Source organism: Rahnella inusitata (assembly GCF_965118895.1).
GTDB lineage: Bacteria > Pseudomonadota > Gammaproteobacteria > Enterobacterales > Enterobacteriaceae > Rahnella > Rahnella inusitata_A.
The window spans coordinates 15,409-27,408 of the sequence record NZ_CBCPJJ010000001.1 but is presented as its reverse complement, the minus strand read 5'-3'; the positions used below and the strand labels follow the sequence as shown (position 1 = coordinate 27,408).

Genomic DNA, 12,000 nt, shown 5'->3' with positions numbered 1-12,000 from the left:
AATAAATAATATAGACACTTCATTGAAATAATCATAGCATCCAATAAACTTTCAATAAAACAGTTAACACTTAAATGAAAATTTTCACATAAAAGAAAACCTGACCATAATCTTTCATCAAAAGATCATGGTCATAGATAGCATTACTCATCAAAATTAGATTGCGAAATATGGTAGCAATCGGATAAAAAACCCTGTATTTGTTGCTCACTCATAGATTCAAAGACAATACCAGCGCCGCGGAGATTTAACGTAACGCTAAAAGCTCGAAATCTATCCTCTCGTAAGTTTTCAGAAGAAACAAACTTATTCTGCAAGAAGTTTATTATACCATTTGAAAGCGCTTGTCGTCTAAACATCCATGGTCGCTCTATCAAGTTACTTCTGATATCAGCCGTACGTAGGATAACATCTAAAGCAACACTAAAATTATCAGCTGAAAATTGGCTTGCAATCCAACCATTCCACCATAATCTTGATACTGCATTATCATCCCTCCATCCAGTCATTGAAGATGCAAAGAAATGTTTTTTTATATGTGATTCTCTTTTCTCACTTATTATTTTTCCAACAGGCCATCTTTTTCGACAAAAATCCAAGCATTCACCATGTGTAAACCGCACCCAAATTCTCTCTTCACAGGCTAAAGAAGGTGTAAGATTTTTTAGTGCTGCCCAGACAATTTTAGAGTTCTCTGCCTCACTTTTATCAAAATTTAGCTGAGATAAAACATCGGGATCATAATCAACAGACAATGGAATATCCCAATTCCCTTTCTTAACGTAGTCGGAAAAATCCAAATCATTATCAATATAGCGGTCAATATTTACAGATATATTGCTATACAAGTCATCTATAAAGTCTTGGCCAACATATTTCACCTTATTAATCGCCATAATTATTAATCCCTTTTAGTGACTGCTTCAATAATGCCACTGGCTCATTCAGAAGTATTTGAGCATTTTTTAAAAAATCACTTTTCTTTTTATAATTAATGCCATGTGATTCGCACTTAGCCTTTAGCACTTGAAACCATCGCATTTCTGAAAATTCATCATCATTCATTTCAACAAGAAGCTCTACAATACAAGGAAGATAAACACTGGATAATAAAATATCACGAGTGATTTTATTAACCCTAAGGTCAGATATTATTTTATGAAGTTCAACACCAACATAAATATCTACACTTTGACCTGAGTAATTTATTTCAAATGAGCCACTTTTAGTATCTTTACTCTTGATTAATTTGAAAATTGATTCCATTGGTATAAGTTTTTTATAGCCAGCATTAAAACTTGATGCTGCCCCAATTGCGATTGGTTTGCCGTGGGGTAAAGAAATGTTACGACCAAACTCATCATTTACATTTACATCAGGTATTTGCACATTATTATGAAGTAAATTTACAACAGGCCTTATTAGAACACGCCCTCTAACTAAACCTGGAGGAATAGTTACCCACCAATTCATAGGATTTATTCCTACATATGAGGAGTAGTATGTCTCTCCGCACGAAATGTATAAATAGCATCCAGCCTCACCATCAGAAATTAACCTCTCAATATCTGGTTGTTTTATATATAAAAAACCACTTAAATCAATTTCCCAAGTTGGTCTTTTCTCCTCAATAATTATTTCGTTAAGCTCAAATACGGCGTCTTTATAATCCGAAGTCATTGGCCCCAGTACCGGATGAGTGAAACGCATATCTTCATTATATTTCATTTTGCATCCCCCTTATCCTTTAACAACTTTACAATAATTGGACCATCATACTCAGTTGTAAAAGTTAGATTAATTAAACTTCTCACACCAGAATTTAATTGTATATAATAATACCCTCCTATAAACCTACTATCATGAACATCTTTAATACTTAACTCTTCTTTCTTAGACAACCCAGGTGTAAAAATCCTTAACTGCGCCAAAACAGTCTCGGCTGGAGTTAAATATATTATTCTATTACTAGCTGAATCTCCAATAATGGTTCTTAATTCAAAGTATTTTACGACACCTTTTTCTTTCTTATCATTTGATTTTTCTTTATTTGTGGGTGTTGTTTTACCCCCCCCATAACCACCTCTATTATATGGACCTCCCTCATTTGTATTTTTCCCATGTCCTTGCCTGAAGTTATCCCCCTCCCCTTCACTCGCATCAGTGTCATCAAAATCGCTATTTTGGTTCGAAGAATCATTTACTGATGAGACTTTGACTTTTATTTTTTCAACAGAAACTGTTTCTGGATTATTTTCACCTTTATCGCTATCAATCAAATCTGACTGGCCAGGCATTGAAAAAAAATCATTAAGCTCACTAATTAAATCCTCTTCTTTTGGTTCGGGAGTAGTAAGATCTTTTATTGCCTGTTTAGCCCAGTCACTTAAAATACCAAACTTTTTAATTATAGCCTTTTGTTTATTGGGGTCATCAATTCTCGACGGTGAAAACTCATCATGTTTAGGGTTTTCTACAGACCTAAGCGCAGAGATTGAAAGATCATTGATCGGTTCAATCACTGCTACAAAATCCTTTAATGCGGGAAAACGCTTCAACTTATCTTTAAAATTTGACAACTCGTTTGTTATATACATACCGTTACGTATAAAGCCAACTTTTTTTTCCAAACCATCCTCTACAAGAATATTTAGTTTAAATCGACCAAAACCATCTATGTCTCGTTTAAATACTTTTGAATGCTCGGAAACCAAGCATCTGTATAATGAATAACTAAAACAAAAACCTTCACTTCCGGATATTTCATCAGCATTTGATATTTTTTTATTTTCGAATAAACTCTTTAAATTTAATTTATTTAAAAGATACTTACCATTAACATCAAATATCACAGACTCGTTATTTATCGATGAAAAAAAGTTTCTAATAAGTGATTCTGCAACTCGCTCTTCCCAGTGCTCATCATCTTGAAACCCGACAACTGAAATTGAGGCACCAATGTCACCAACTCGCAGCCACGAAGGAATTTCCTCTTCATTTTCAGCAGGGTTATAATGATCATCAGCGCTACAATATCCTGTCCCCCTTAGTTTTGCTTTCATACCATCTTCGTGAGAGATAAGAAGTGATTTCCCTTGGCACAAAAATTGTGTTTCATTATTTATTACGTATTTTGTGCTATAGAAAACTGTTCTCAGCGCGGACATAGCAAAAGTAGCATTTTTTCCTATACCAAAGGAACCACCAGCTGTATCGTTTTGCTTTTCACTAACTCCGGTTGACCTAACTAATGCATAGTACGGAGTCCCTTCTTCACATGGACCAACAATACCTGTAGTACCGCTATCAGTTATTTTTAAAACATTTATTTCATTTTTTTCAAGTATTTTTTTGCATTCTCAAAAAAAACCAACTCCTTATTAACATTAGACTTCTTAGCCTTTTCAAGGCAATGATCAATAGTTGTTTTCAGACTTTTAATATCAGGTATTTCTATTATTGGAACAGTGATTTTTTCAAATTTAAGGCTGATGGGATTTTTATTATCACTCGAAGCATCGATGCTGTTTTGACCACATTCACGTGCAATCGATGAATATGGCGCGCTGCGAAAAGTTTCTATGCCAGAGTTAGCTAGCCCTTCATTTTCATTGGCTTGATTATCTAAAAACTTCCATTTTAATTTCACGTTCCTCACCTCACATGCTGTGTGTAAAATATCAAGTTAATTAAAGCCGTAATATAATATTTTAATTTATAACTTTGAATATTATTCTCGAGACAGCTTCTGCTATCTGACTTGCAAAAAATGGAGGGACAGCATTGCCAACCTGTACATATTGCTGAGTCCTATTACCTTTAAAAAAATAGTTGTCGGGGAACGTCTGCAACCTTGCGGCCTCCCTGACTGTCAAACTACGGCACTGTCGAGGATCCGGATGTATAAAGTAATGGCCATCTTTAGATATATGACTGGTAATTGTTGTAGACGGTTTTCCTTCAATTTGCACACGGAACCTATCTGCAAACTTTCCACTTTTCCAATTTTTATGGTTTGGCGCCAGTGCTTCAGGATACTCTGATGCCTTGGGTGAACGCTTGAAAACCTTCCCAAATGTTGCAGCAAAAATATACCTAGCAAGATCACTTTCCATGTGTCCTCTCGTTTCATTATTAGGTAGATGATGAAGTTTGCTATCGCTTAACCAGTCACATAATTTCTTAGGGCAACTTTTATTCATAGATCGTTTAAATCGTGAGCTACGCCGCGGTGGTAATTCGTCCAAGACAAGTTCTGTAACACAGTTTTCGAGAATCGATGTGAACTCAGCTTTTTCCTCTTCAGTATAATTACTTAGTGCTGGAAGTATTACTTGTACACTCTGATTAACAACTTCTAACCAAGCCTCCGGCGAATCAGCTCGTTTGCTTAAGCCACTTCTCAACCTTGGCATATTACCTATAACATCATGAACAGAAACAACATTTTTAGATTCCGGCATTTCTAACTTAAAGTCATTTGGTAATCCTTTAGCTACATCCTTTCTGATGCCGACTATTATTACCCTATGACGCGCTTGAGGTACTCCATGGTCCTCTGTTCTGATAATAAAATCAGAAGGTTCAGGATTACTATCGGTAATTTGACTTACTCCTTTAGGGGATAAAGCAAATAATTTATAGCTTTCTTCTCCAGCCGCACTTCTCAAATCAGCCATCACCTGTAAAAACACCCGATCTCCTTTAATCGCAGATGACAGCATACCCTTGACATTTTCCATGATAAAGACAGCAGGTTCTAATGTGTTAAGTACCGCAACATATTCTTTATAAAGAAAATGCCTATGATCCTCTTGGGGAACATAATCAATATTTCCAGCATTCCGGGCACGCCCTACTAAAGAGTATGCCTGACAAGGTGGCCCCCCAATAACGATTGTATCCTTACCAAAATCTTGTTTTATCGCATTAATTTTATTGGTTAAATATTCCGTAGTTTCTGGCTTGCCCAGCTCCATGCATTTGGCTTCTGCACAAGCCTCTTGCCACTTTTTTGGATAAATTTTGTTCCATTCAGGCTCAGTAATTTCCTGATTTAAAAAACTATAGTACTCGTCAGGATAACCGTCCTCGAATTTCCTCAGAAAGCTACGTAGTAACAGTGTCGAATGGGCTGAAGACTCTTTCTCGATAGATATACATATCTTAAAAGGATGATTACCGTTCTCGTCTTTGTAAGATGCAAAACCCTCAGCTAACCCGCCAGGCCCTGCAAAGAGATCAACCACACCAATAGATTTAGACATAAATGAAAATATTCAACCTCAGAATTGCGTAAGCAGCGGCTAGTATGTTGAACCGCTACAACTGTACATAAAAACAGCATAATGAAATGATGTAAAATTCTCCCATGGGGTTCCACGAGAAAACACACGTATCATTCGAAATTTTTATACTTTTCACTCTTGCATGAAGAATAACTAAACGTAAGGAACTGCACCAGGCACGATGGAAATAATGTTTTTCTAGGAAACATATTGAGGATGCGTTACATCTTCTTTCCCAAGACATCTCGCAAGAACGAAAGTTGCCTAAAAAAACCACTTACTGTACAAATCTCCACGTATTAGACTCCCATCGCTGCGGCAAAATCCGCTGCCGGAATTAGCGTTCCATCATTTTCTGGTACCTACAACCCTATGTAAAAATGGGAAATGTGGTACGGTCTGAACACGCCCAATTAATGGTGGCTCAGGCAGTGGCTTCTCATGAAGCACCGGATCCAGAAAACCGGTAACGCTAACGCTGTTTGAGCTACCACCCCGAGGTTAGCGTCTCTAGTAGTAGCAAATCTGGAGTACTCAAAATGCCAACCCTTTACGACAATACCCCGCTGGAACTGGAAGAGATCGTCGATCACTGCCGTGCACTGTCTTATGCGATTGTGACGCTTGATAATCCGCAGGCGAAAGACCTGCTGAGCTATATTCTTTGTGAACGGCTGGAAGTGCTGAATCAGGCGCTGGCGCATTAATCACAGATTGTCGTAAAAACAAGCCAGCGCAGGCGCGCTGGCTTAATGACGCTATATCTACATACTTTCCATTCATAGTTTCCCCCCTTCCCGTTCGCGCTGACATTGGGTAAAGCTCACTCCCTCCACAAATTTTGCGAGATACCTTCCATTTTTCACAACAAAATACTGTAAATACATACAGGTCATTTCTTTGGTGCATCAACAGGGATAGAGTCACTTCGCAGCGGCAACATCCCTGCCGGAAATGGGATTTCAACTCACTGACAATGGAATGATCATCATGACTGATACAGACAACACCGCTTTTACAGCCAACTCCATCACCGTATTCCGCTCACTCATTGCCGAGCTGGATTTGGGCAACTTCGCTGAAGCGCAACTTTACGATCTCGGTGCGCTGGCCACTGAATCCGCCGAAGGACTGTGCCAGGGATTGCTATGCCTGAGCGAAGGGCTGGAGAACTGCGAGACGCTGCCGCCGGAGGGCATCGCGCAGGTTAGTGGGTTTCTGAAGGCCTCAGCCCACCTCATCCCTGCGCTGTTTGAATTGTGTGAGAAGGCCAATAATGGTCTGGCGAAAACCAGAAAGATTACGGCTTATCCGATGTACTGAGTTGAAGGGCAATATCCTGCATCAGATTGCGCGCCGCCGGGCTGATGCCTCCAGGCTGGAAGAAGCAGTGGATCACACCAAGATAGCGCCGGGCGCTGCCACTAACGCCCTGTTCAGTCAGGCGGGTAACAGCGCATCCCCCTCATCACACAGCAGATCGTATCCGGCTGTAATGAGGTGAACCGGCGGCAGACCTGAGAAATGTCGCTCAGCAACATGTCACTTGCTGAGCTCATAATCTTTGCAGTAACACTTATGGCTATCGGCGGAGACGATGGCACCACACATCAGATAATAATGCACTTTCTGCTGAGACGTTCCGTGGTTACACTGGCCAGCGAGCGTACTGGGCAACGGAGAGAAATGCTGTGGTGAAGCGCATTGATTATCAAATCGAAAAGTACGTTTTTTCAGACATCGGGGAGTCGCCCCGTATTACCCGTCAGTGGGCGGAAGTCGCCGGGGAATGTTTGCAGCAAAAAGCTGGAAGTGAAGAACGCCTGCGAATTGCCCTGCTTAATGTCGATTACGTCACCAGCTTTGAACTTCCTTTTCGTCTGTTGCTCATCCGCTCTCCCCAGTTAATTGACCGCCTGCGGGAAGAGCTATCTATTAACCAGAAATCCGTGACGATTAACGGCAAGAATCGTGGTTGTGTTTACAGCCTGACAACCGATCTCAGCAAAGCCCCTGACTCGTTTCGTTATCGCTTTTCAAACCGCATTCAGCGGGTAGAACCTTCGGGCCCCACGGCGGCACCTTATCTGGAAATTGCCAAACAGACCAAAGAACCCCGCGAGCGTCTCCGGTTAGCCCTGGCCTCCGGCTTGGAGATCAATGCGCTGGATGGTCTTTTCTGGCTGAGTATTCAGCGTATCGCCGCCGATGTGTCGGTACTGAGAAAAGCGGGCATGGTTATAGTCACATCTGAAATAGAAGTCTTTGATACCCTGACGGAAACGGTAAGGCGTATTTCATCGTACAGACTGAAGGCGTAGATACTCGGGCAGTCATATGAATTTTAAGCAGTTTGGTTATCTTCTTTTGGCATTTTCCGCAATTGGCAGTGCATGCTTACCTCATCCGTTTGTGATGTGGTTTTTAATCATCAACCTTCTCACACTGGCTTTATACGGTGTAGACAAAAGGGCCGCCAGTAAAGCCAGGCACAGAATACCGGAATTTACCTTACTGCTATTTGGTTTTGTGGGTGGCTGGATTGGCGCAATTTTCGGCCAGCAGCTGTTTCGGCATAAAACGCAAAAGCAGCCGTTTAAAACTTACTTCGCCATCACTGTGGTGTTGAATTTTATGATCGTAGTAGCTGGGTGCTGGCTGAATTTATATTTAAGGGAATAAAGGCGGGGAAATTCAGCTATCGCGGGGACTGGATTTTAGGCATAAAAAAAGACCTCAGTTGAGGTCTATTTACATACTAATGGTGCCGAAGGCCGGAATCGAACCGGCACGCCTTGCGGCGGTTGATTTTGAGTCAACTGCGTCTACCGATTTCGCCACTTCGGCACAGAAAGTAGTATGCGGAAAACGTGGGCATTATACCCAGCCCAGCAGGTCACGCAATAGTTATCCCACCTTGTTCGGTTTAAGTGTTGAAAAAACAGGCATTGGCCGCATTGCGAGGAGGTTTTGCTGACAAATATCTTTGGATTGAGCGCTTTTTTCCCATGCCGTTTCAGAAACTTCGCATTAATATACAAATTACGAATCGTTAATGGCCTGTTGATGGATATCCGCTTGTTGAAAAAAATCTCTCTTTCGCTCCTCTCGCTGGCCTTTGCCAGTACGCCTTTATGGAGCCACGCGCAGCAAAATGCGCGTCTGGCGTCGCAGGTCGTGGATGACCATGCAGAACACATTTTTTACGGCAGCGGCGCAATGGGAATGGCGCTGGTGGTGGTGGATAACAACCAGCAGGTTTTCCGCAGTTTCGGCGAAACCCGCCCCGGTTCCGATGTGCGTCCGCGTGAAGACTCCGTGGTGCGTATCGCCTCGCTGACCAAACTCATCACCAGCGAAGTCTTGGTCAAAATGGCGCAGCAGGGCAAAGTCAGCATTAATGACCCGCTGCGCAAGTACGCGCCAGCGGGCGCCCGAGTGCCGAGTTACAGCGGCACCAATCCGATCACGCTGCTGAATCTGGCGACGCACACCAGCGGCCTGCCGCGTGAGCAGCCGGGCGGCGTTGCACACCGTAATGTCTTTACCTGGCCGACCAAAAGCGATCGCTGGAACTGGCTGAGCGTCGCTAAACTGACCGTGCCACCGGGTGCCCGCGCATCTTATTCGAATCTGGCGTTTGACCTGCTTTCCGATGCGTTATCAAAAGCGGCGAATAAACCGTATCCGCAGCTGCTGCGCGAACAGATTACCCAGCCGCTGGGCATGACCGATACCACGCTGACGCCTAACGCGAGCCAGTGTTCGCGGCTGATGGTCGGCCTGCGTCCAAGCCCTTGTATCAATACCCTCGCCGCAGCGGGCAGCGGCGGCCTGTATTCCACGCCAGCCGACATGGGCCGCTGGATGCGCCAGTTCCTCGGGCAGCGCACCACCACCGCCGAAATGGCGCAGAAGATGTACTACAAACGTTCAGATTTAGTGTCGCTGAAAGGCATGGACGTACCGGGCATGGCCGATTCGCTGGGTATGGGCTGGGTAACGATGGCACCGACGCCGCTGTTGCCGCGCATCATCCAGAAAACCGGTGGCGGCGGTGGCTTTATTACTTATGTCGCGATGGTACCGCAACGCGGTATCGGCGTGTTCGTGGTGGTCACCCGCAGCGAACTGACCAAGTTCAAAAACATGAGCGATGGCGTGAACGATCTGGTCGCTGAGCTGGTGAGAAATAACGAAATCTGACAGCTCAGATGCCAACAGACAGACGTAAAAAAAGCAGGCTCAGCCTGCTTTTTTGTTTCTGACACGGCGGTTTTACTTCTTCTTCAACAGCAAATACATGCTGATGACAAAGAACAACCCGCTTGGCAACAGCGCGCCTAATATCGGCGGAATGCTGTAAACCAGGCTCAGCGGACCGAAAATCTGGTCAAGTACGTAGAACAGGAAACCGAAGCAAATCCCCGTTACTACGCGTACCCCCATCGGTACGCTGCGCAGCGGGCCGAAGATGAAGGACAGCGCCATCAGCATCATCACCGCAACGGACAGTGGCGAGAAGATCTTACTCCACATGTTGAGCTGATAACGTTTGGACTCCTGCCCGCTCTGCTTCAGGTATTTGACGTAGTTGTAGAGGCCGCTTATCGACAGCGCATCCGGGTCGAGCGCCACAACGCCCAGCTTGTCCGGAGTCAGATTGGTTTTCCACACGCCGGTCAGCGTCTGGGAGCCGGTGATTTGCAGCTTATCGGTCAGGTCGGATTCATCCACCTGCGACAGTTTCCACTCGCCGTTATCGAAGGTCGCGGAGGAGGCATAACGCACCGATTGCAGCTTATTTGCGTTATCGAAGTGATAGATGTTCACGCCGGTCAGCTCTTTCTCGCCCGCCACGCGTTCGATATAAATAAAGTCATGACCGTCTTTCGCCCACAATCCATTCTGAGTGGAAAGCAGTGATCCGCCGTACATCTGCTGCGCACGGTAGTTACGCGCCATCTGCTCGCCCTGCGGGGCCACCCACTCGCCGATCGCCATGGTCAGCAGCACCAGCGGGATCGCGGTTTTCATCACCGATGCAGCAATCTGCATGCGGGTGAAACCCGATGCCTGCATCACCACCAGTTCACTGCGGGTGGCCAGCGTGCCCAGACCCAGTAATGCGCCCAGCAAAGCCGCCATCGGGAAGAAGATTTCGATATCTTTTGGCACGCTGAGTAAGGTGTAAAGCCCGGCGCCCGCCGCTGAATATCCGCCCTGCCCGACTTTACGCAGCTGGTCGACAAACTTGATGATGCCAGAGAGTGACACCAGCATGAACAACGTCATCATGATGGTGTTGAAGATAGTGCGACCGATGTACCGGTCTAATACGCCAAACATCAGGCAGCTCCTCTCAAGCGTGCACGGAACTTACGAACCGGCAACGTATCCCATGCATTCAGAATCAATGCCAGCCCGAAGTAGACCAGGTTCGTTCCCCACATCCAGATCATCGGATCCAGCTTGCCTTTTGCGCCGTTGGAGCGCAGCGAGGTTTGCAGCAGGAAGAAAATCAGATAAAGGAGGATCGCCGGTAACATACTCAGAACGCGGCCCTGACGCGGGTTCACCACGCTCAGCGGAACCACTAACAGCGCCATGATGAACACAGACACGATAAGCGTTAAGCGCCAGTTCAGCTCAGAGCGAGCTTCCGGTTCATCGGAATGCCACAGTTGCGACATAGTCATCTGATCGGACTCGTTCGGATCCAGCTGCACGGTCTGATGTCCGATCACGGCGAGATAGTCGGTGAAATCGGTGATGCGGAAGTCACGCAGCAGCGCGGTGCCTTCGTAACGGGTGCCCTGATCGAGAGTAACAACCTGAGAACCATCCGGGCGCTGTAGCATGTGGCCTTTATCAGCCACCACGACGGAAGGACGCTGATTACCACTAGGGCGCAGCTGCGCCAGGAAAACGTTATGGAATTCTTTGCCCTTCACGCTGCCGACGAACAGCACCGCATTGCCGTTTTGCGCCTGCTGGAACTGGCCTTCGACCATCGCCGCCATGCTCGGGTTGGCTTTGGCTTCTGCCAGAACCGCGTCCTGATGTTTGGATGACCAGGGGCTAAGCCAGATAGCGTTAATGCCAGCGAAAACTGAGGTAAATAACGCCAAAACCAGTGCAGCGATGACCAGTGACCGTTTTCCGAGGCCACAGGCATGCATGACTGTGATTTCACTGTCGGTATACAGTTTCCCGAGCGTCATCAGCAAGCCGAGGAAAAGGCTGAGAGGAAGGATAAGCTGCGCCATTTCCGGAATACCTAAACCCAGAAGTGACAGAACCAAATTTGTTGGGATATCGCCATCGACTGCCGCTCCAAGCACCCTGACCAGCTTCTGACAAAAGAAGATGAGAAGCAGAATGAAGAGAATGGCAAATTGGCTCTTGAAGGTTTCCCTAACCAGATATCTAATGATGATCACGCTTAATACGCCTGTGAAAACTTGTCTTTTTGAAGGAAAATCGCTAGTTTCATCGCTAATCCGTCATTTATTCTCATCATATGGCAACCTTCACAGCTAAAATAGTATTACAACACCGAGAATTGGGGTGTCCTATAGGAACATGCTTATAGCCGCCAAAATAAAAACTAACGCCGTTTAAGGTTAACACAGGTCGTTAACACAATGACGGGAGAGTATCTCCGGCGACCATTCTAGCCGTACCTCCCGCCCTTGTCTTTAAGATTCAG

The 12,000-nt window shown here is 44.9% G+C and carries 12 protein-coding genes and 1 tRNA gene; 5 read left to right on the top strand and 8 right to left on the bottom strand.

All coding sequences use genetic code 11. The features are described 5' to 3' along the window. Positions 1–143: 143 nt before the first annotated feature. The 5 genes from ACMHLI_RS00120 to ACMHLI_RS00100 all read right to left on the bottom strand — a co-directional run bounded on the left by ACMHLI_RS00120 (position 144) and on the right by ACMHLI_RS00100 (position 5,267). Complete coding sequence (locus ACMHLI_RS00120; RefSeq protein WP_413527734.1) at positions 144–896, bottom strand: DUF6339 family protein; 753 nt, start codon at positions 894–896, stop codon at positions 144–146. Continuing rightward, positions 886–1,728 carry a hypothetical protein gene (locus ACMHLI_RS00115; protein ID WP_413527733.1) on the bottom strand — a complete coding sequence of 281 codons (843 nt, stop codon included), beginning with the start codon at positions 1,726–1,728 and terminating at the stop codon, positions 886–888. The genes ACMHLI_RS00120 and ACMHLI_RS00115 overlap by 11 nt, the downstream gene beginning before the upstream one ends. Then, positions 1,725–3,062, bottom strand: coding sequence for a hypothetical protein (locus ACMHLI_RS00110; RefSeq protein WP_413527732.1), 1,338 nt, complete (start codon positions 3,060–3,062; stop codon positions 1,725–1,727). Before ACMHLI_RS00110 ends, ACMHLI_RS00115 begins: the two co-directional genes overlap by 4 nt. 263 nt (positions 3,063–3,325) lie before the next feature. Then, positions 3,326–3,649, bottom strand: coding sequence for a hypothetical protein (locus ACMHLI_RS00105; RefSeq protein ID WP_413527731.1), 324 nt, complete (start codon positions 3,647–3,649; stop codon positions 3,326–3,328). A 61-nt stretch (positions 3,650–3,710) separates the two neighbouring features. Continuing rightward, positions 3,711–5,267, bottom strand: a complete 1,557-nt coding sequence (locus ACMHLI_RS00100; protein ID WP_413527730.1) for a DNA cytosine methyltransferase — start codon at positions 5,265–5,267, stop codon at positions 3,711–3,713. A 560-nt stretch (positions 5,268–5,827) separates the two neighbouring features. On the opposite strand from ACMHLI_RS00100, the gene ACMHLI_RS00095 reads away from it, so the two are divergent. From ACMHLI_RS00095 to ACMHLI_RS00080, 4 genes are all read left to right on the top strand, one after another. After that, on the top strand, positions 5,828–5,995 hold the full coding sequence (locus ACMHLI_RS00095) for a hypothetical protein (protein ID WP_413527729.1): 168 nt from the start codon (positions 5,828–5,830) through the stop codon (positions 5,993–5,995). Positions 5,996–6,278: 283 nt separating this feature from the next. Next, positions 6,279–6,611, top strand: coding sequence for a hypothetical protein (locus ACMHLI_RS00090; protein ID WP_413527728.1), 333 nt, complete (start codon positions 6,279–6,281; stop codon positions 6,609–6,611). 368 nt (positions 6,612–6,979) lie between these two features. Next, on the top strand, positions 6,980–7,609 hold the full coding sequence (locus ACMHLI_RS00085; RefSeq protein ID WP_413527727.1) for a DNA-binding protein: 630 nt from the start codon (positions 6,980–6,982) through the stop codon (positions 7,607–7,609). A 16-nt stretch (positions 7,610–7,625) separates the two neighbouring features. Next, complete coding sequence (locus ACMHLI_RS00080; protein WP_413527726.1) at positions 7,626–7,970, top strand: DUF1294 domain-containing protein; 345 nt, start codon at positions 7,626–7,628, stop codon at positions 7,968–7,970. 80 nt (positions 7,971–8,050) lie between these two features. Here ACMHLI_RS00080 and ACMHLI_RS00075 read toward each other — a convergent pair. Continuing rightward, positions 8,051–8,135: transfer RNA gene (locus tag ACMHLI_RS00075), tRNA-Leu, on the bottom strand. A gap of 219 nt (positions 8,136–8,354) precedes the next feature. Between ACMHLI_RS00075 and ampH the strand changes: the two genes are divergently transcribed. Next, positions 8,355–9,494 (top strand): D-alanyl-D-alanine-carboxypeptidase/endopeptidase AmpH, encoded by a 1,140-nt coding sequence (gene ampH, locus ACMHLI_RS00070; protein ID WP_413527725.1) that lies wholly within the window; start codon positions 8,355–8,357, stop codon positions 9,492–9,494. Between the two features lie 72 nt (positions 9,495–9,566). Here the strand turns inward: ampH and lptG are convergent, their stop codons facing one another. Further along, positions 9,567–10,637, bottom strand: a complete 1,071-nt coding sequence (gene lptG, locus ACMHLI_RS00065) for an LPS export ABC transporter permease LptG (RefSeq protein WP_413527724.1) — start codon at positions 10,635–10,637, stop codon at positions 9,567–9,569. Then, complete coding sequence (gene lptF, locus ACMHLI_RS00060; protein ID WP_413527723.1) at positions 10,637–11,731, bottom strand: LPS export ABC transporter permease LptF; 1,095 nt, start codon at positions 11,729–11,731, stop codon at positions 10,637–10,639. Before lptF ends, lptG begins: the two co-directional genes overlap by 1 nt. Positions 11,732–12,000 lie beyond the last annotated feature (269 nt).

Coding starts and splice junctions, on each gene's coding strand:
- ACMHLI_RS00090 (WP_413527728.1), top strand. CDS start 6,279: ATGACTGATACAGACAACACCGCTTTTACAGCCAACTCCATCACCGTA.
- ACMHLI_RS00110 (WP_413527732.1), bottom strand. CDS start 3,062: ATGAAAGCAAAACTAAGGGGGACAGGATATTGTAGCGCTGATGATCAT.
- ampH (WP_413527725.1), top strand. CDS start 8,355: ATGGATATCCGCTTGTTGAAAAAAATCTCTCTTTCGCTCCTCTCGCTG.
- ACMHLI_RS00080 (WP_413527726.1), top strand. CDS start 7,626: ATGAATTTTAAGCAGTTTGGTTATCTTCTTTTGGCATTTTCCGCAATT.
- ACMHLI_RS00100 (WP_413527730.1), bottom strand. CDS start 5,267: ATGTCTAAATCTATTGGTGTGGTTGATCTCTTTGCAGGGCCTGGCGGG.
- lptG (WP_413527724.1), bottom strand. CDS start 10,637: ATGTTTGGCGTATTAGACCGGTACATCGGTCGCACTATCTTCAACACC.
- ACMHLI_RS00120 (WP_413527734.1), bottom strand. CDS start 896: ATGGCGATTAATAAGGTGAAATATGTTGGCCAAGACTTTATAGATGAC.
- ACMHLI_RS00095 (WP_413527729.1), top strand. CDS start 5,828: ATGCCAACCCTTTACGACAATACCCCGCTGGAACTGGAAGAGATCGTC.
- ACMHLI_RS00115 (WP_413527733.1), bottom strand. CDS start 1,728: ATGAAATATAATGAAGATATGCGTTTCACTCATCCGGTACTGGGGCCA.